Genomic DNA, 20,420 nt, shown 5'->3' with positions numbered 1-20,420 from the left:
GACTATTTATAAGAACATTTTATAGGGAATAGCATTGAATCCGACGACTAATTTCGCTATGCTTAACTTGTTTGGTATAGTAGATGACAAGGATTTAAAAATACATAATGAAAGAATGATGAAAATAATGACCAATACCGTATTTTTGCTTTTCGGGGCAACGGGAGACTTGGCTCGCCGCAAGCTATACCCCGCGATTTACAGCTTGTATCGTGAACGTAAGCTAGGAGACCGTTTTGCTGTAGTCGGATTAGCGCGGCGGTCACGCACGAACGAGCAGTTCAGACAGGACGTTCTGGATTCGATCAAGGAATTCGCGCGTTACAATGTGACGAAGGACGAACAATGGGAATCGTTCGCGGAGCATTTCGAGTATATGTCGCTTGATATCAATGACGTTGAAGGCTTCAAGGAGCTGAGTAAGGTAACCGATCGTTTGGATGCCAAGTTTGAGGTGGGCGGCAACCGTCTGTTTTACTTAGCGCTTGCGCCTGAGTTGTTCGGTAATGTTTCGCATAATTTAAAAGAAGGCGGCTTACTTGAAACACAGGGTTGGGCCCGTCTTGTTATTGAAAAGCCTTTTGGCTATGACTTGCCATCGGCTGAAAAGCTGAACGCGGAAATCCGTCAAGTGTTTGATGAAAAGGATGTTTATCGCATCGACCATTACTTAGGTAAAGAAATGGTGCAAAACATCAATGTACTGCGATTTGCGAATGCGATCTTCGAGCCGCTGTGGAATAACAAGTACATTTCCAATATTCAAATTACACTTAGCGAAACTGTAGGTGTAGAGGACCGCGGCGGTTATTACGATCATTCAGGTGCGCTCCGTGACATGGGCCAGAATCATATGCTGCAAATGCTGGCGATGATGGCTATGGAACCGCCGAGTCGTCTATCCCCAGAGGATATCCGAGATGAGAAGGTTAAAGTATTCCGCTCGCTGCGCGGCTTCCAATCCGCTGAAGAGGTACGTGCCAATACGGTTCGAGGCCAATACGCAGCAGGGAATATGAAAGGTAAGCATGTCCCAGGCTATCGCCAAGAGGATAAGGTTAATCCAGAATCAACGACAGAGACGTATTTCTCAGCTCGTGTATTCGTAGATAATTTCCGCTGGGCGGGAGTTCCTTTCTACATTCGTACTGGAAAAAGGCTTCCAGTAAAGACAACGGAAGTTGTAGTTGAGTTTAAAAATGTACCAAACAACGTGTACCTCTCCAAGAAGCATAAGCTGGAACCAAACCTTCTGGTATTCCGAGTTAACCCGATGGAGGGCATTTACTTCAAAATGAATGCCAAGCAGCCGGGTTCCGAAGGAACAATCGTACCTGTGGCGATGGATTTCTGCCAAAGCTGTCAGGTTGGCTTGAACACACCAGAAGCGTATGAGCGTCTGCTGCATGATGCGGCCCGCGGTGATTCCACTTACTTCACTCGGTGGGATGAGGTAGCTTTAGCTTGGCAGTACGTGGATAAAATTGCGGCTGCTTGGCGCGAGAACTCGGATAATTTGCGTCCATACCCAGCGGGTACCTGGGGGCCAGAAGAGAGCTACAAGCTGCTTGAAGAAGACGGCTTCCGTTGGTGGCCTGTTAATGGGCAAGACGAGGGCGAAGTAGCATGGGAATTCATCCAACGTTAGTAGCCTAGCTGGTGGAGATAGAACTGCGCCTGCCGGGGTCTAATTGTGCGGCTAATAGAGACTGTAACCGGTAGCAGAATATAAATAACAACAAAACCTCCAATTCCACTTCAATGGGATAGGAGGTTTTGTTGTTATTTGGTGAGGACGGAGATATGTATTGAAGTTCAGCTTGATTGGATAGACAGGCCGTCTATGAATTAATAGGCGTCCGATTCTGACTTTGAAAATAGCTGCGATTGGACAAGATGCGTTTGTCATCAGGGATATAGGCCGCTGCCAATTCGTTATGCTCATTCGCAAGCTCATTGAGTCCGAGCTTGTTATAGCAGACGCAGAGCTGGAGATGGGGGAGCCAGGACCAGCAAGCGTGATTCAATAAAGCCTGTGTATGCTGAGGTTTTTCTAGAGCAGCAGCCGTCTTGTACCAGTAGACAGCAGCTTCATAGTTGGATTCTTCCATATGATAATAACCAAGCCGGCAGCAGCTCTCTGCTCTAGGTAATGTGTGAGCGAAGGCTTGCAGAACCTTTACTTTGGCTTCGAACGTTCTCCCTAGATTATGCAGACAATCCCCAGCCTTGCCATAAGAGGAAATAACATCCTCGATCCAACCGTCTCCACGTTCCAGAAAACGTTCATATTGATTCAAAGCCCGCTCCCACAGTCCATGATCTAACAGCTCATTGGCATAATAATAGAAGTCGCGTGAAGAGAAAGACAAGCCCTCAGCTTCCTTATTTTCGTAAATGTGAAGATTACGGGAGGATTGAGTATGCTTGCGGTCATGTGTAATGCAAATTTCAGCATAATGAGTATTTCCATAAACCTCAAGGTACTCATGTACAGCACCAATCCATTTGAAGTTGTTTGCCCTCTTTACCAACCGATTTCTTCTGAGACTGGAGGTTACGTTCCCATGCTCATCGAATGCCAGATTATAGATCATGGAAACGGCATCCGTATCTGAAGGAAGACTATTCTTTAATTTCAGTAATTTATTAGCATCCTCTTCAAGTAGAATGTCATCGGCATCCAGCCATAAGATGTATTCTTGTGTTGCTTGCTGGAATGCAAAATTTCTGGCTTCGGCGAAGTCATTAATCCATTCAAAATCAAAGATGCGATCCGTAAATTGCTTAGCTATTTCTTTGGTCCTGTCATTCGATCCGGTATCTACTAGGATGATCTCGTCGACAATCCCCTTCACGCTGGACAAACAGCGCTCCAGAACCTGCTCCTCGTTCTTCACGATCATGCACAAACTGATTGTAATAGGTTGTCTCCAATTGAGAAGCGCGGCAGAAAGGTCAAATCCCCATTTTTCAAAGGCTTTGTCCCGATTGCTGGCTAATTGATTCATATACAATAGTGATTCTTTCGAATTTGGCTTCAATTGGCGTTCATACCGTACATAGCAATCCTTGGCAATATGCAGTTCATATCCGTCTAGTAAGGCGCGATAGCAGAAGTCATCATCTTCATAGCCTTCCTGCTCGAAACGTTCGTCAAATTCTCCAAGCTGATCGAATGCGCTCTTGCGCATCATCAGGAATTGGCCCAGAAGACGGTTTACTTGTATGCTCTGCCCATCAAATGCGGATGCCAGGCCGTTGGCGAGATAATTGAAGTTTCCTCCGTGTCCATTGCTGACAGGGATATTCTGCGCTCCACTAACGCCACTGCTTAGAGGAGCCGCTGCAGCCGCACGTTCATGGCGGAGCAGGCAATCGCGCAGCCGTGCAAGCCAGCCGTCGGTAACGTACATGAAATCACGCATAAAGACGATCAAGGGTGATGAGGAGGCGGAAGCGCCTAGATTATAGCCGGCTGCTACACTTTGTCCTTTTCTGCCAATAAGGAGACGAGCTTGTTTGTTTTGTTGATGCCAGTCTGCTAATTCACGAGTGTTTTCTTCGGCTACGACTATCAAATTAAAGGGCTCTTCTGTTGAGAGTCTTAAATTGGAGACAGATTCCCTCAGGTCTTGCATGTCATGCGTCAGAAATACGATGTCCATTGTCATATATTCACGCTCCAAGTTATTAAGTGAACAGGGTTTCTAATTGTATGCCCACCATATTACAGGAAAAGTTCTGAAAATTGTCATTTAAAATGACGGTTTTTGGAGTGCAAGCGAAAATTTAGTCGAAACTTGACTTTTTGAAATTTAGTTATATGTTACTGTTTTATAGAGATATTAGCTAGTTTTTTGTACTTAAGAGGTTAGTCTACCAAGGGAATTGAGAGTTTTAAAGAGATGAGTGTAGAAGGAGGGTAATTGAATATTATAAATTCGAATCATTGATTGTTTGAACAAGTAGGGTATTAAAATTATTATACATTTTGGGAGGTGCGGCGTCTGAATCTACCGCTGGGATCTACCTCTTTGAGCAAGCCTCGTCAGACATTTTACTAAGATTCAGCCTTCGTTCTAGGCCCCACTACCAATACCTTGCGAAAACGGCAGAGATGCCTTTTTTTTGTTTATTTTGGGGTGAGCGCATCGCTGATAGTGTGGGGATTACAAGTGAACTTGGGATATTCAACAAAATTCGTGGTTTTGTGAGAATTTTGAGAGAACGGTTTGATAGTATGAATATAGAACGATAGGTGGGAATTCAATATGTTTCGGTTCATCCCATCTAGTGAGTAATTGAGGAGGAAATAAAAAATGAAATTACGAATGAAGCAGATCATTTCGTTTTTCCTTGCGGCAGTTCTGCTTTTATCCGGATTATTCCCGGCAGGAACGGGAACCGGAAACGCTGCTCCGCAAGCGGACTGGGAACCTGTAGACATTCGTGGGTTTACCCTTGGTGAAGCAAACTTGCTAGGTTTTCAAATCAATCAGGACATTCCTTATGTGGCTTACATGGTTAGGAAATTTATATGGCAAATGGGCTCGTATACCTACAAGCTTATGGTCTTGAAGTATGAAAATGGTGGCTGGCTTGAAGTAGGAAACACAGAATCGCTGGAAGCGGGGGGCCAGAGCTGATTGTCTTTTGATTTCGACCAGGGAGTTCCGTATTTATTGTATGGGAATAAGGCGTAGGAAAATAAAAATACGCTCGTAAAATTTAACAAGACGAGCGACGAATGGAAATCGTAGTTAAAATTAGTGGAGGTTATCATTAATGAAAAACAAAATGCAAAAATTATCGCTTGGTATAGCTCTTGTATCTGCTATTACACCAACAACTCAAATCGTTTCGGCAGCTGCTACGACATTCAAGGATATTGACTCCGCGCCTTGGGCACAAAAGTATATGACAAAGCTGGCATTGATGGATATTATTGTCGGCGATAATGTAGGAATGTTTAATCCGCAAAGTAATGTAACTCATCAGGAATCGGTTCTTATGGCCATTCGTTTGATGGGATTAGAGGGCGAAGTGGCTGCAGAAGCTTCAGCTAATCCTGTATTGGGGGCAGATAACTGGGCAAAACCTTTCGTATCGTTGGCGTTGAAAAAAGGCTTGTTGATTGCAGCTGAAGAAACAAACTCAGGCGGAAAGTCGTGGGGACAAGAGACAGCTTCTCGTGAATGGGCTACGAAATTAATTATTCGCGCTATTGGACATCAGTCGGATGCGGAACGGTTAGCTGGGTCAGCTGTTTCTTTCAGTGATGCAAGTGATGTTAATTCCTCTTTACGCGGATTTGTGAATGCGGCAGTTAGCTTGAAAATTGTTGAAGGTGTAGGGGAGAACCGTTTTAAACCTAAGGATTCAGTAACTCGGGCTCAGATGGCTGCATTATTTAGCAATTCTCTTCCTTATTTGTCGAAAACGGGCGATGTCGCGGTATCGGCAAATGCGGTTACTAATGGAGTCGTGTCGGATCTAACTTCTAATTCTATAACCGTTACTATTGCAGGAAAGTCTGAAAAATTCGCATTAGCTTCGGAAATTCAATATTTTGATAAAAATTCAGCGCAGCAGTATAGCTTCAGCGCGTTAGCTGTGGGTCAGCTTGTATCCATTGTACATAAAGAAGGCAAAGCCTATTTAATTGAATTGCCAGGAAACGCTCAAGCGCCTGCAACGCCGTCTACGCCTACATCACCAATTAAAGGAGAAACAGGAGCAATAGGACCTCAAGGACCTCAAGGTGTTGTAGGACCGCAAGGACCGCAGGGAGAAAAAGGTGAAAAAGGCGATCAAGGTGCTAAAGGTGACCCAGGCTCCTCAGGTGGTCGTGGACCAATCGGTAGCGATGGAGCAGTAGGGCCACAGGGTGCTACTGGGGCAACGGGGGCGACTGGTGCACAAGGAAACGTAGGTGCAACAGGTGCAACTGGTGCAATAGGTGCAACAGGAGTAACGGGAGCGACAGGTGCAATAGGAGCAACTGGGGTAACAGGAGCGACAGGTGCAATAGGAGCAACCGGGGTAACAGGAGCGACAGGTGCAATAGGAGCAACTGGGGTAACAGGAGCAACAGGTGCACAAGGAGCAACCGGGGTAACAGGAGCGACAGGTGCAATAGGAGCAACCGGGGTAACAGGAGCGACTGGAGCAATAGGAGCAACCGGGGTAACAGGAGCGACAGGTGCAAACGGAGTAACGGGAGCAACTGGGGTAACAGGAGCGACAGGTGCAATAGGAGCAACCGGGGTAACGGGAGCGACAGGTGCAAACGGATTAACGGGAGTAACAGGAGCGACTGGTCCACAAGGAATACAGGGAATACAAGGAATAACAGGAGCAACAGGAGTAACGGGGGCGACAGGAGCGACCGGAGTAACGGGAGCAACGGGGGCGACTGGTCCACAAGGAGTACAAGGAATACAAGGAATAACAGGAGCAACGGGTCTACAAGGAGCAACAGGAGCAACAGGGAATGTTGGAGCGACAGGTCCACAAGGAATAGGTGCACAAGGAAATACAGGACCACAAGGACCACAAGGACCAGCAGGACCAGCAGGAGCAACAGGCACTGCAAGTATTTCTACAGGAATTTATACCTATCATTTGGCTGAACCTTGGAATTCAAACATAATAGGCGGATCTGATGTTCCATTTTCGAATAACTTAATGATTGGTGGGACTAGTCATACAGGAGGGACTTCCACCATCATTGTTTCCTCCAACGGCCTTTACGAAATAAGCTATCAGGTGTCTGTAACTTCAGGAGCGGGAGCACAAGTAGCCGTATTTGTTAATGGAATGGTCAATGACAGTACACGAATCTCGGTGTTGTCAAATGATAGCCAAGTTAAAAATACAGCCATTGTGCTCTTGAACGCAGGGGATGTTGTAACGCTACGAAATAATTCAATGACTGGTCTTACATTAACACCGGCACCTGCTGTAGGTGCTTCGATGTTGCTAATTAAACTTAACTAAACCTGATTTTCAAGAATAACAAAACCGGCAAAAGCTTGTTATGTCGAGTTTCTATGGAGGGCGAAATTATTGTTGTATAATAAACGATCGGCAGTCAAGGTCGGAGTTTTAGCTTGCATTCTTATGCTCTCACTTTACTCGAACATGGGTTTACTTTCAGCTGAGACTCAGGCTCTGGAAGCATCGGATCATTTGAGTAATGCATCTGTGAAACAAGAAGCCATAAATAATTCGGTCATAGGGTCAAGCAGTTTAGTTAGTGTTGCTCAGAATGTTTACAACCCAAAAGCTAATTCTGAAGTAACTGTTCCTGTTAGTGCAGCGACTTATGGTGATAAGATCGTAAAGCCTGCACCCGTATCGCCTCCAGCAGTTACGTCTTCGGTCACGAGTGTCACCTATGCAACCTATGGAATAATTGAAGTGATCCCTGTTGTCCCTCAGACAGTACATAAACAAATTATTATGGGGTATGACCATAGCCTTGCTATTGATGATGAAGGAGCGGTGTGGCAATGGGGACATTCAATCGGAAAGTCCAAAAGCTTGCCAAAACGCATTTCTGGAATGGATAAGGCTATTGCAGGCGCTGTAGGCGGACATTCTGTTATCCTAACAGAAAAAGGCGAGGTTTGGGTGTGGGGGGATAACCGTTATGGACAGCTAGGTAACGGTACTACTGTATCAAGCGAAACGCCTGTTCGAGTTGCTGCATTAAGCAATATAGTTGGAGTGTCTGCCGGTGCAACCCATACATTAGCTCTCGGAAAAGACGGTACCGTATGGTCATGGGGGACCAATTTCTTTGGTGAACTGGGTGATGGATTCAAAGCCCATCGAAGCACTCCAATTCAAGTTAACGGGTTACATGATATTGTAGCAATTTCTTCGGCAGGCTGGCACAACCTAGCACTTAAGCGTGATGGTACTGTATGGTCCTGGGGAGCGAATGAAAATGGCCAGATAGGGGATGGAACATCAACATCACGTAATCAGCCCGTCCAGATTAATGTTGGCTATACTATTAAAGCAGTATCGGCAGGATACAGCCACTCATTAGCGTTAACGGAAAATGGTAGAGTGTTGGCTTGGGGACATAATGAATTAGGTGAGCTTGGGGACAAAACCAATATACAAAGAAGCATCCCCGTACAAATAAAAGATTTAGTTGATGTAACAGCATTGTCTGCGGGTAATGGGTTCAGTCTAGCTATAAAAAAAGATGGCAATGTGCTCGCTTGGGGAGCGAATAATTATTGGCAGCTCGGAAATCAAGAGAATAAAAACCAGAATCAACCGATGAATATAACGGGTGGCTTCAAAGCGAACCAAATTTCTGCTGGTTTTTATGCAATAGGGGCCGTAGGAACGACTGGAGAGTTCTTCGCTTGGGGGTCTGATGTCTTTGGTCAGCTTAGAAAAGGCTCTGCCGCGGTAGAGTGGAAGCCCCAACCATTGACGGAATTGAACAATCAATAGTTGTGTTTAAGTATTTTTGATAATGAGTGTACATAATGCCAAAAAAAATCGTAATTTTCCCTTAGTGGAAGGTTGCGGTTTTTTTATGCAACTGCTAGATAATGCGATAGCAATGCTGGAGCATCAGCAGGTGGAGTTAGTAGAAAATTGCACCTAAACCAAATGTATTACCTTTTTCATAGATTTCTGTGTGCCCTCAAAAATAGACCATGTAAAAAAGATGCAGTCGAGGGCGTAACAGGATATAATAAAGAGAATGTGTCACAACCAGTTTCGACCATAAACAGAGATCCAAGAGCGTAGGGGGTTATTTTTTTATGTCCAGACGGGCTTTTATCCGATGGATGCTCGGTTTGATCGTTATGATTAGTGCAGCGACAACAGGTTTAGTAAAATTGCTTCAAAGGTCCATTGAATCGCAAAATGTAGTTAAAGCTAAGTCCGATCCGGAGGCAGCGTTACCTCAACAGGAGCCACCTGCGAATAAAGCAACGACTGTGGATGACAAATCTCCACTATTTTCGTTTATGCTGCTAAGCGATCTTCATATTTCGGTCTATGATCCGAATACAATCAAGCATATGAAGGAAGCGCTGGAGGATATAAAGAAGTTTGAATCCCCTATTGATGCGATTGTGCTAACAGGCGATTTAACGGACTATGGTGGAGATGACGGTTACGCAGAGCTCAAAAAGCTGTTATCTGCCTACAAGCTGCCTCCGTTATATGCTAACATGGGCAATCACGATTATTATGATATTTGGATCGATAAGAAGGGAGCCTTCAACAAGGATACCGTTCCTAATGGAAAGACCGATTGGCAAGCTCGCGAACGTTTTCAGAAGTTTTTCAAGGTGGATAAGACGTATCAAACTGCCGTAACCAAAGGATTCCCGCTTATTATGCTTTCTCAGGAAGCCTATGTACAAGAAAAACCAGAGGTTTTAGAAGGCGCGTGGTATTCTGATGAGCAAATGGATTGGTTTAAGGAGCAGCTGGCCAAATATAACGGCAAACCGATGTTTGTTATGACTCATCAGCCGTTGCCTCCAATTGGTTCCGATGGCGGTACACACCAGTTGATAAGGGCGAAGAAGTTCCGCGAGCTGCTGAAGCATTATAAAAATGTGTTTGTCTTTTGTGGTCATCGGCATCAGGATTTTCAGAACGGCACCGAGCATTATGTGAAGGAAACATTCCACTATTTCCATAACTCATCGGTGGGTCGGGTGCTTGGCCGTAACTTTCAGAGCGATGCTACTAAGGATAAGTCGCAGGGCCTGTACGTACAGGTGTTCAATGATCATGTATTAGTGCGGGGACGCGAATTCAGTAATCGCAGTTGGTTAAAAGAAGCGGATTGGAATATTAAGCTAACTTATTGATAAGGAAGGAAAGTCAATCAAATGAGTATGGATACACAACAAAAGATGCAAGAAGAGGTACTTAAACGCCGTACCTTCGCAATCATTTCCCACCCCGATGCAGGGAAAACAACTCTGACCGAGAAGCTGCTGTTGTTTGGAGGCGCAATTCGCCTTGCAGGTACGGTCAAAGGCCGGAAGGCTAGCAAGCACGCCACTTCGGACTGGATGGAAATCGAGAAGCAGAGAGGGATCTCGGTAACTTCAAGCGTTATGCAGTTTGATTACGAAGGGCATCGGGTAAATATTCTGGATACCCCAGGTCACCAAGACTTTTCTGAGGACACCTACCGGACCTTGACTGCCGCGGATAGCGCAGTGATGCTGATCGATTCAGCCAAAGGGGTAGAGGCGCAGACCAAGAAGCTGTTCCAGGTATGCCGCAGACGGGGAATTCCGATTTTTACTTTCATTAATAAGCTCGACCGTGAAGGTCAAAATCCATTTGATTTACTGGAGGAGCTAGAGCAGGTACTGGGCATTCGCTCTTATCCTATGAACTGGCCCATCGGCTCAGGTAAGCAGTTCCGTGGCGTATATGACCGGATGCAAACACAAGTGGAGCTGTTCCAAGGTGACGATCACAAGGAAATTCAAGTGCAAAAGGTGAGCGGCTACGAGGATGATATCGTTAAAGGAATTGCAGGCGAATTTTTCTACGATCAGTTAGTTCAGGATTTAGAGCTTCTTGATGTTGCGGGAGATGAGTTTGATTTTGAAAAAGTGCGCTCAGGTGAGCTGACTCCTGTATTCTTTGGCAGTGCGATCAACAATTTCGGTGTGCAGACGTTTCTGGAGAACTTCTTGAAGCTAGCACCGACACCAACCCCGCGGCGGAGCAATGAGGGCGATATCGATCCTCTTAGCGAGAAATTTACGGGTTATGTCTTTAAGATTCAAGCCAACATGAACCCTGCTCACCGTGACCGAATCGCGTTCTTACGTATTTGCTCAGGCAAATTCGAGCGTGGAATGTCTGTCAAGCATGTACGTGTAGGCAAGGATATTAAGCTGGCCCAGCCACAACAATTCCTTGCGCAGGACCGCGATATTGTCGAGGAAGCATATCCAGGCGATATTATCGGGTTGTTTGACCCAGGCATATTCCGTCTCGGTGATTCATTATCCCAAGCGGGAAATGTGCAATTCGACGAGCTGCCGACCTTTTCACCAGAGCTATTCTCCAAGGTTACTGTGAAAAATGCTCTAAGGCATAAGCAGTTCCAAAAAGGCGTTGACCAACTAACGGAGGAAGGCACTATTCAGGTGTTCAAAACAGTTGGTTTTGAGGATATGATTCTTGGTGTCGTCGGTCAGCTTCAGTTTGAAGTATTTGAGTACCGGATGAAGGGCGAATATGGTGTAGATGTAATGCTGCAGCGGACTAACTTCCAGTTTGCCCGTTGGTTGATAGATGATAAAGATAAAATTGATCCAGGTAAATTCCGTATTAATTCGCAGCTTGTGAAGGATAAGGATGACAACTTTGTAGTGCTATTCGAAAGTGAGTATGCGATGCGCTCAGCGATGGAGAAAAACCCGACCGCGAAGTTCTTGGAAAACGCGCCCTGAGTTGTTTTAGGCAACGCTTGGTTAACTTCATATGAAGGTAGTTTCGTCCTTAGGAGGGGAACCCATGGATGTTCGGCATATTGCAATAACAGCGGGCTTCACGGTGCTGATCGCTTTTATGTTGTATCGAAGGTTTAAGCGTTCGGTTGGTTTTCAAAAATTGACCCGATCCCGTCTAATCTTCCGTTCTGTATTGTTTGGAGTGCTGGGCTGTGTATTCCTCTATTTGGGGATGATGCATCCTATCAATTTTGTCGCTGATGCGGTTGGTATGGCTGGCGGATTACTGCTGAGCTATTATGCTGTTAAGCATCTTCGTTTCGAAAAAAGGCAGGATGGCTGGTATTATTGCACCCATATTGGAATAGAGGTTACGGTGCTTGTTTTATTCATGAGCAGGATCGGATACAGGTTAATTGGGGTTTATTTGCAAGATCCGGCGGCTCAGGCTGCTGCGGCTAATTCTATGCAGGATTTTACTAAGGATCCCTTGACGGTAGGTATTTTCTTCGTGCTGATTGCTTACTATCTGCGTTATTTTATTCATTTGCTTCGCAAGGAAAAACAGCTGGACCTGGATACAAAATCAGCATAAGATATTCAGTCCAAAGCTTGGATTTCCTACTTACTCGACATTGAAAAATCGGTACTAATTCGCAGCGGTTTGCGATTAGGCCGATTTTTTGTTTTTTTAGTGGGTTACAGCTTTTAAGCTTTTATAGGGGCATATTTAAATTAGGCATTAGCCTCTGACCAGGAACATTTGTACCGCATACAATAAGTTGGTTAGATTTTCGCAAAGGCAGGGGTCTACAGTGAATCTGGATCCTTGCACCTGAGTAAATAACGGCGTTTACAGAAATGGATGTGGCAGCTAGACAGGGGCTGATTCTTCATCATGTGACGGAGTTAAGTAATTAGAGAAAGGTGGATATTATGCGCAGAATCAAGGGCAAGGCCTTTATCAAGAGCAAGGGCAAGGTTAAGGGAAAGGTCTTAGGTAAATTCCTAGGTAAAGGAATAGGCAGAGCTCAAGGCTACGTCCTAAGCAAATGGAAAAAAACAAAAGTGTTATTAAAAAAGCCTGAGATGAGAATGTATATTCCGGATACGATGAAATTGACGAGGTCATCGCTTCGCGAGCTGCTAGGAAAATATAAAATGGTATATATTAAGCCGGATAAAGGGACCTACGGGAATGGTGTTATGAGAGTGGAAATGACTTCTATAGGTTCAGAGGGAGACGGAGAGAGCTTCCGCTATCAAAATGGGCTGGATATCCGGAGCTTTACCAATTTTGAGGAGCTGTACAATTCAATTATTAAACGTACAAAGAATAGACTCTACTTAGTACAAAAGGGCATCAATTTGACCAAATACCGCAACCGTCGTTTTGATATCCGTGTTATGGTGCAGCAAACGCCGCAAAAAAAATGGGAAGCTACTGGTGTAATCGGACGTGTCGGTGATCCCAAAAAAGTCGTCACGAACGTTCATAATGGAGGAAAGCTCAAGCCCATTGAGACCTTGTTATCACCATATCTGTCGGGAGATGAGAAGCGTAAATACATTGCTCGGCTTAACACGCTTGGCTTGAAAACAGCCCAACAGCTGCATACCAGATTTCGTGGAATTAAAGAAATAGGCTTGGATGTTGCGCTGGATGAAAAACTGCATCCGTGGGTGCTGGAGGTTAACACTTGCCCGGATCCCTATATATTTTGCAAGCTGAAGGATAAAAGCATATTTAGAAAAATTCACCGTTACGCTAAGGCTTATGGTCGATTCTGAACGATATGTAAATGAACGGATTATCGGCTGGCCCCTGACGGCCGGCCTTTCGGAATTGTAAATAAAGTGAGACTAACGACTAAGAAACTACAAGAAGAGCATTGACAACATACTCACTCCATGAGAAAATGTACGCGTGTACATAAATCGTTATTTTAACTAGAAGGAGGACATCCCTATTGTAACCAGAAAGGAAGTTGCTGAGTTAGCGGGAGTATCCGAAGCAACTGTTTCGAGGGTATTCAACGGCTTAGGTCCGATGAAAGAAGAAACGAAGCAACGGGTGCTGGAAGCAGCGAAGACCTTAAACTATCATCCCAATGCGATTGCTCAGAGCTTTGCCCGCCGTAGAAGCGGTAACTTGGGCGTTGTGCTTCCTTATGTTCCAAAGGTTCATCTGTTTTCGACCTACTATTTCTCAGAGGTGTTAAGTGGAATTGGCGCGAAAGTAAAGGAAATGGGTTACGACCTGCTCTTGATGTTCCGTTCACAGGATGAAGAGAGCGATTACAATGATGTTTTTCGTTCGCAGAAGGTGGACGCTTGTATTATTCTGGGTGCCGCTGATACGCCACGTGAGAGGCAGCAGCTGAAGAAGCTGGAGGAGGGCGGGCATCCGTTCTGCTTGGTTAACCAGCATTTCACAGGTGAGCGGTTCAATGAGGTGGACGCGGACCATACGGCTGGCAGCTACAGTGCTGTGAAGCATTTGTTGGAAAAGGGGTATAGCCGGGTAGCTTTTTTAAACGGCTCTTCGCAGTTTTCCAACAGTGGTGACCGTCGGCAAGGCTATATCCAAGCAATGCGAGAAGCGGGAATGGAGCCGGAAAATCTGGCGCATTTGTACTATGAAGGCAATTATAGCCGCACTAGTGGGTATCGTGCGGCGGCGGCTGTATATGAGCGGCGGAGAGAGATCGACGCTGTGTTCGCAGCGAACGATCGAATGGCGATCGGGCTGATGCAAGGGCTGCGCGAGCTAGGCTGGGAAGCCGGTCGCGATGTAGCTGTAATCGGCTGCGATAATTCAGATGCAGCCCGAGTGACCGACCCGCCGCTAACTAGTGTGGCGGTACCGTTCTATGAGATGGGCAGCTTGGCAGCGCAGCGGCTGCTGGAGCAGGTAAACGGCGAGCCGGGGGGATTTCAGCTAAAGCTGGATACTGAGCTCATCATTCGGCAATCTTGTCGCAAAGCCTAGAAAAGGTTCATCTATTTAGCTCAATTTGATTGGAGGAGAAACGGGATGAAGCAGATCAATGTTGGGATGGTAGGCTATAAGTTTATGGGTAAGGCTCACAGCCATGCGTACCGCGATTTACATATGTTTTTCCCTAAATCAGTGCGTCCTGTGATGAAGCTGATATGCGGCCGCGATGAAGCGGGAGTGGCCCAAGCCGCTGAGCAGTTCGGCTGGGAAGGGTACGTAACCGATTGGCGCGAGCTGCTGAAGCGGGATGATATCGATCTGATTGATATCAACGCTCCAAGCGATGCGCACAAGGAGATTGCGCTTGCTGCTGCCAAAGCAGGCAAGCACCTGTTCTGCGAGAAGCCGCTTGCGCTTACGCTTCCCGATTCGAGGGAGATGCTGAGAGCTGCCGAGGAAGCGGGCGTCAAGCACATGGTCGGGTTCAACTACCGATTTGCACCAGCGGTGCAGCTCGCTAAGAAGTTGATTGACGAGGGGCGCCTCGGTCAAATCTATCATTTCCGCGCATGGTTTCTGCAGGATTGGATCGTAGATCCGAGCTTCCCTCTTGTATGGAGGCTTCAAAAGGAAATTGCAGGCTCAGGCTCGCATGGAGATCTGGGCGCACATTTGATCGACTTGTCGCATTATTTGATCGGCGGCATGACAGAGGTAATCGGTATGAGTGAAACGTTCATCAAGGAACGTCCATTGCCGACATCGATGACAGGATTAAGCGCCAAAGGCAGCAAGGATGCAGATGCGCCCAAAGGGCCTGTAACGGTCGATGACGCGACGCTGTTTATGAGCCGTTTTGAGAATGGCGCGTTGGGGAGCTTCGAAGCGACTCGATTCGCTCCAGGGCATCGCTGCACGAATTCTTTTGAAATTAATGGAAGTAGGGGCAGTGTGAAGTTCGACTTCGAGCGGATGAATGAGCTTCAGGTGTATTTTACGGATGATGCTGAGGATGTTCAGGGCTTCCGTAGAGTGCTTGCAACTGATCCGGCTCATGCTTACATGGATGCTTGGTGGCCGGCCGGTCATACCATAGGGTACGAGCACACTTTTGTACATGAAGTTGTTGAACTTATGCAAGCTCTGGAGGAAGATCGCCAGCCTGTACCTAATTTTGTGGATGGAGTTAAGTGTCAGGAAGTATTAGAAGCCGTCGACCGTTCGATTGCTGAACGCCGTTGGGTCAAAATAGACGAAGTATAAGGGAGCGTGCAGCATGAAAAGAGCATTGATCGTGCAGGGCGGATGGCAGGGCCATGAGCCAAAGGAAGTATCGGAGATTTTTGAACGTATTCTAGTTGAAGAAGGCTTTGAAGTTGAGGTATCCGATACCTTGGAATCTTTTGCTGACGCAGATAAGCTATTGGGGCTTGATCTGATTGTGCCTTCATGGACGATGGGTGAAATCGATAAGCAGTGGGCTAAGAATGTAACCGCTGCTGTACAAAGCGGTGTTGGTATAGCGGGTCTCCATGGCGGCATGTGCGATTCGTTCCGAAATAATGTCGATTGGCAGTTTATGACCGGCGGTCAATGGGTGGCGCACCCTGGCAATGACGGTGTTGAATATGTGGTGAATATTAAGCAATCATCCAGTACGATTCTTGCAGGAATTAAAGATTTTACAGTAAAAAGCGAGCAGTATTATTTACATATTGATCCGGCGGTAGAAGTGCTGGCTACAACCCGGTTTCCTATCGTAGAAGGCCCTCACTCAACGAATGGTGCTGTCGATATGCCAGTAGTATGGACGAAACGCTGGGGTGCGGGACGCGTCTATTATTGCTCGCTTGGCCATAAAGCTAACATTGTGGAAATGCCAGAGGTTACGCTGATGATGCGCCGTGGGTTCTTGTGGGCAGCTGAAGGTAAGACTGTCGCTAGTGGCACCGCCAAAGACATTAATTATTCGGGTATGGGTGATAGCAACTAATTTATTAGGTTGACTGAGCTTACAGGAATAACACCAGTAGGATAAACGGGAGGAACAAGTCGTTATGGAGAGAGTAAGAATTGGTATAATCGGCTGCGGTAAAATCAGCAGTATTTATTTTAAGAATTGCAAAGCCTTCTCCTCAGCTTTGGAGGTTGTGGCTTGCGCGGACTTGAATGTGGCTCGTGCACAAGCGAGCGCAGAGGAGCATGGAATTTCCAAGGCCTATTCGGTTGAAGAGCTGTTGGCTGATCCGGACATTGATTTGGTGATTAATTTGACGATTCCAGCAGCGCATTCCAGTGTCTGCATTCAGGCGTTGGAAGCCGGCAAGCATGTATATGTGGAGAAGCCTCTTGCTGTTACTCGAGAGGAAGGTCAGGAGATTTTGGCAGCTGCCAAACGCAAAGGCCTGCTGGTAGGAAGTGCGCCTGACACCTTCTTGGGCGGCGGCATTCAAACGTGCATCAAGCTGATTCAAGACGGCTGGATTGGAACTCCGGTAGCGGCTTCCGCATTCATGATTGGTAAGGGACATGAGCACTGGCATCCGGATCCTGAGTTTTATTATGCCCTCGGTGGTGGTCCTATGTTCGATATGGGACCTTATTATTTGACGGCTTTAGTTGCTTTGTTGGGACCTATTCAACGTGTTACCGGATCGGCTAAAATTTCTTACCCTGAACGTACCATCACAAGCGAACCGAAATTCGGAAGCAAAATTAATGTGGAAACTCCAACACATATTGCCGGTGTGCTTGATTTTCATAGCGGAGCAATCGGCACGATTATTACAAGCTTCGATGCTTTTGGCGGGTCTCAGCTGCCTCGTATCGAAATATACGGCAGTGAGGGCACACTCAGCGTTCCCGACCCGAATACATTCGGGGGTCCTGTAAGCGTTCGCCGCCACGATGCCAAGGAATTCAGCGAAATTCCTTTGACACATGGCTATGCGGATAACAGCCGCGGCTTAGGCGTACTGGATATGGCTTTCGCTATTCGTAATGGTCGCATGAATAGAGCGAATGGTGACCTGGCGTATCATATATTGGAAGCCATGCATGGATTCCATGATGCGTCGAAGGAAGGCAAGCATTATATTATGCAAAGCAGCTGCGAGAAACCGAAGCCGATGCCGGGTAATTTAGTTAAAGGTATTTTGGACTAATAATTGTATATCGGAATTGATCGAAAGTAAGAAAAGCCACAGCAAGCCGAGGAAGATCCAAATTGGATTTTGCCTAGGACTCTGCGTGGCTTTTTTTGAATGGCAAGTATTGTGGCGTTTCCTCAAAAATGTGGGATTAGGCTGAAGTGGTTACATCACTTTTTTACTCAACCAGGTGTCTCGATCGTTGCCAGATGGTCTTTTAAAGAGGAGATCATTTGAGTGTGCAGTTCTTCCCCGCTGTGCTGCCAGATCATTTCAAACAAAACGCCCAATCCAGGTAGAACCTGCTCCTGTCCTCCAATGGAATCCTCGACTACTCCAATTAGTTCTTCATCGTTTTTGTCAGAAATACGCTGAACGATTGCCTGTCTTAGGTTTAAATTCATGGAAGTTTCCTCGCTTTATCGTCTCATGGTTTATGGTTATTGAAAGTGCTGAAATCAGAAGCTATTCTACTTAATCTAATATGCACCAAACGTTGGAGCTTCATGCTGCGTAATGATGGATTCATTTTGTGGTATAATAGTAATTATGTTGTATAGTCGTAACGAAGCTTTTGTAATGAAGGGATGATGTTCATGAAAAAGCAGTTTGCAGTTATTGGGATGGGTCGTTTCGGGAGTAGTGTTGCGAAGACTTTGTATAGCCTAGGCTTTGAAGTGCTTGCTATTGACAGCAATGAGCAGCGGACACAAGAGGTCTCCCATATTGTTACACATGTGGTGCAAGCAGACTCAACTGACGAGGAAGCGCTACGCGCATTAGGATTGCGTAATTTTGACGTAGTTGTAGTAGCTATAGGTGACGATATCCAGTCGAGTATTTTAACAACCATTATTTTAAAAGAATTGGGCGTACCTAAAGTTGTGGTTAAGGCTCAAAATGAGCTTCACGGCAAAGTAGTCAAGAAGATCGGTGCGGATAAAGTGATTTATCCAGAGCGAGATATGGGGCAGCGGGTTGCCCATCATTTAATTTCTTCTAACATCATTGATTATATTGAGCTTTCAGAGGATCATAGTATAGCTGAGATTCGGGCATCGCGCTCGATGGTTGGCAAAAACTTAAGTCAATTGGATATTCGCGCCAAATATGGATGCAATGTGATGGGGATTAAAACCGGCACTCATATTAATATAGCCCCCAATGCAGCAGATTCGATCAAGGAAAATGATATTTTAATTGTTGTTGGTAAAAACGAAGATTTGAAAAATTTCGAAATCACATTTACGGAGTAGCTAATAGATATGACAAAGCAGGAAATTTCAATCATCACCTCCGTCCAAAATCCCCGAGTGAAGGGATGGACACAGCTGCTGGATAAGAAGGGCAGAGAAAAGCAAGGGCAGTTTATCATCGAGGGTGTACATCTTGTGCAGGAAGCATTAACTTCTGGAGCTGCTATAGATACATTGGTTTACGCGGGAGAGCGACAGTATGAGCTGCCTGCCGGTATGCTGGAGCAGGCAGCTGCACTCGGGATCGAATGCTTGGCCGTAACAGAATCGGTACTGAGCAAATGTACGGATACATTAACACCGCAGGCGGTATTTGCTGTGCTTCGCAAGCTCCATTGGGAACCGGCAAATTTACTAGAGTCAGCAGCATCTCCAGGACTTGTAGTCGTCATTGACGGGATGCAGGACCCGGGAAATCTGGGCACGATTATCCGCAGCGCAGATGCGGTTGGAGCAACCGGCATCCTGCTGGGCAAAGGTACCGTCGACTTGTACAACCCTAAGACGGTGCGTTCCACGATGGGCTCTATGTTTCATCTGCCTATCGCGCAAGGCGATTTGCAGTTGGTTCTTCCTGAAGCAGCTGCACAAGGAGTTGCCGTCATAACGACCAGCCTGCAGGGCGAATCGGATTGCTACGCGTTCGACTTCCGGCAGCCTGTATGGTTCGTAATCGGCAACGAAGGGCAGGGCGTCTCGCCGCAGGTGTCGGCATTAACGACGGAGCATATCCGCATCCCGATGCAGGGCAGGGCGGAGTCGCTTAATGCGGCGATGGCGGCGACTGTGGTGTTGTTTGAGGCTATGCGGCAGCGGATGTAACCTACCGAAATTTAACTCACATTTGTGGGTTATAACATCAAATGAGACTAATTATAACTCAATTTGAGACTAATTATAAGATAAGCAAGAGCCCTAGACTGCCCATAGATAAAGGCTTTATGGGGAGAAAGCTGAGAAATGTAAGTTTCAGGATTTGATTTTTTACTCATTTTTTAAAGGCTAATTTTCTATAACGAATGTTGAGACATTCCACATGTTTACACTGCGTTGTCAAGTCCTGATATTCAAGAAACCCTTGATTTATCGGGACTTTTTATTTGGAGGTGATTAGTGTGAATGACATCGGGGGAAATATTAAACGGTTAAGAAAGTTACATATGCTAAATCAGATCGAGTTCGCTAAAAGAATAGGAATATCACAAGGGAGCTTGAGTGATATTGAGTCCGGAAAGTGCAGCCCTTCTATTGAGACTGTGGTCTCAATATATCGATCGTTTAATTGTTCATTAGAGATACTTCTTCTTGGAGAAGAAAAATTCAGAGATAGAACTATATCTGAATTAGAATCAAAACTTTTATGCGTCTTTAATGAACTAGACCATTAAGATCAGACTGAATTGTTGGAGATAGCTTCACTTAAAAGAGGACTGCAAAGATAATTGAGTTTAAGTGTCTATAATAATTATGAGGACGAAGCCCAATTGGAATCGTCCTTTTTTATTAAACTAACGGGCAGTTTAGCGGAGGAAACGAGATTTAACGAATTCTAAACCCAATAAATGTTGTATTATAGACTTATGCCAAAAAATTGGGG

At 45.8% G+C, this 20,420-nt stretch carries 17 protein-coding genes; 15 read left to right on the top strand and 2 right to left on the bottom strand.

Features of this window, described 5'->3' with window-relative positions:
- Positions 1-127: 127 nt before the first annotated feature.
- Positions 128-1,648, top strand: coding sequence for a glucose-6-phosphate dehydrogenase (gene zwf / locus GC093_RS11775; protein WP_171652107.1), 1,521 nt, complete (start codon positions 128-130; stop codon positions 1,646-1,648).
- A gap of 193 nt (positions 1,649-1,841) precedes the next feature.
- Here the strand turns inward: zwf and GC093_RS36630 are convergent, their stop codons facing one another.
- Positions 1,842-3,674: a glycosyltransferase gene (locus GC093_RS36630; protein ID WP_171652078.1), complete on the bottom strand. Its 1,833-nt coding sequence runs from the start codon at positions 3,672-3,674 to the stop codon at positions 1,842-1,844.
- 648 nt (positions 3,675-4,322) lie between these two features.
- Here GC093_RS36630 and GC093_RS11765 point away from each other — a divergent pair.
- The 11 genes from GC093_RS11765 to GC093_RS11715 all read left to right on the top strand — a co-directional run bounded on the left by GC093_RS11765 (position 4,323) and on the right by GC093_RS11715 (position 17,582).
- Positions 4,323-4,649: a hypothetical protein gene (locus GC093_RS11765; protein ID WP_171652077.1), complete on the top strand. Its 327-nt coding sequence runs from the start codon at positions 4,323-4,325 to the stop codon at positions 4,647-4,649.
- Positions 4,650-4,788: 139 nt separating this feature from the next.
- The gene (locus GC093_RS36365; RefSeq protein ID WP_171652076.1) at positions 4,789-7,002 is read left to right on the top strand and encodes an S-layer homology domain-containing protein; all 2,214 of its coding nucleotides are present in this window, start codon (positions 4,789-4,791) and stop codon (positions 7,000-7,002) included.
- A gap of 72 nt (positions 7,003-7,074) precedes the next feature.
- Positions 7,075-8,481 carry an RCC1 domain-containing protein gene (locus GC093_RS11755; RefSeq protein ID WP_171652075.1) on the top strand — a complete coding sequence of 469 codons (1,407 nt, stop codon included), beginning with the start codon at positions 7,075-7,077 and terminating at the stop codon, positions 8,479-8,481.
- Between the two features lie 317 nt (positions 8,482-8,798).
- Complete coding sequence (locus tag GC093_RS11750; RefSeq protein WP_171652074.1) at positions 8,799-9,866, top strand: metallophosphoesterase family protein; 1,068 nt, start codon at positions 8,799-8,801, stop codon at positions 9,864-9,866.
- A gap of 27 nt (positions 9,867-9,893) precedes the next feature.
- Positions 9,894-11,477 (top strand): peptide chain release factor 3, encoded by a 1,584-nt coding sequence (locus GC093_RS11745; protein WP_376768646.1) that lies wholly within the window; start codon positions 9,894-9,896, stop codon positions 11,475-11,477.
- Positions 11,478-11,541: 64 nt separating this feature from the next.
- The gene (locus tag GC093_RS11740; RefSeq protein ID WP_171652072.1) at positions 11,542-12,072 is read left to right on the top strand and encodes a CcdC protein domain-containing protein; all 531 of its coding nucleotides are present in this window, start codon (positions 11,542-11,544) and stop codon (positions 12,070-12,072) included.
- A 341-nt stretch (positions 12,073-12,413) separates the two neighbouring features.
- Positions 12,414-13,268 (top strand): YheC/YheD family protein, encoded by an 855-nt coding sequence (locus GC093_RS11735; protein ID WP_171652071.1) that lies wholly within the window; start codon positions 12,414-12,416, stop codon positions 13,266-13,268.
- Between the two features lie 172 nt (positions 13,269-13,440).
- On the top strand, positions 13,441-14,469 hold the full coding sequence (locus GC093_RS11730) for a LacI family DNA-binding transcriptional regulator (protein ID WP_312886510.1): 1,029 nt from the start codon (positions 13,441-13,443) through the stop codon (positions 14,467-14,469).
- 45 nt (positions 14,470-14,514) lie between these two features.
- On the top strand, positions 14,515-15,681 hold the full coding sequence (locus GC093_RS11725; protein ID WP_171652070.1) for a Gfo/Idh/MocA family protein: 1,167 nt from the start codon (positions 14,515-14,517) through the stop codon (positions 15,679-15,681).
- Positions 15,682-15,694: 13 nt separating this feature from the next.
- The gene (locus tag GC093_RS11720; protein WP_171652069.1) at positions 15,695-16,411 is read left to right on the top strand and encodes a ThuA domain-containing protein; all 717 of its coding nucleotides are present in this window, start codon (positions 15,695-15,697) and stop codon (positions 16,409-16,411) included.
- A 64-nt stretch (positions 16,412-16,475) separates the two neighbouring features.
- Positions 16,476-17,582: a Gfo/Idh/MocA family protein gene (locus GC093_RS11715; RefSeq protein ID WP_171652068.1), complete on the top strand. Its 1,107-nt coding sequence runs from the start codon at positions 16,476-16,478 to the stop codon at positions 17,580-17,582.
- A gap of 167 nt (positions 17,583-17,749) precedes the next feature.
- On the opposite strand, the gene sspI is transcribed toward GC093_RS11715, so the two are convergent.
- A complete protein-coding gene (gene sspI, locus GC093_RS11710; RefSeq protein ID WP_171652067.1) occupies positions 17,750-17,971 on the bottom strand; it encodes a small acid-soluble spore protein SspI in 222 nt (73 codons plus the stop codon).
- 192 nt (positions 17,972-18,163) lie between these two features.
- On the opposite strand from sspI, the gene GC093_RS11705 reads away from it, so the two are divergent.
- From GC093_RS11705 to GC093_RS36890, 3 genes are all read left to right on the top strand, one after another.
- A complete protein-coding gene (locus tag GC093_RS11705) occupies positions 18,164-18,823 on the top strand; it encodes a potassium channel family protein (RefSeq protein WP_171652066.1) in 660 nt (219 codons plus the stop codon).
- Positions 18,824-18,832: 9 nt separating this feature from the next.
- Entirely contained in the window at positions 18,833-19,645 is an 813-nt protein-coding gene (locus GC093_RS11700; protein ID WP_171652065.1) for a TrmH family RNA methyltransferase, read from the top strand.
- Positions 19,646-19,929: 284 nt separating this feature from the next.
- Positions 19,930-20,211, top strand: a complete 282-nt coding sequence (locus GC093_RS36890) for a helix-turn-helix domain-containing protein (RefSeq protein ID WP_376768645.1) — start codon at positions 19,930-19,932, stop codon at positions 20,209-20,211.
- Positions 20,212-20,420 lie beyond the last annotated feature (209 nt).

Source organism: Paenibacillus foliorum (assembly GCF_013141765.1).
GTDB classification, from domain to species: Bacteria; Bacillota; Bacilli; order Paenibacillales; family NBRC-103111; genus Paenibacillus_S; species Paenibacillus_S foliorum.
Note: the sequence above shows the minus strand (reverse complement) of the source record. Positions and strands in the feature narration are given on the sequence as shown.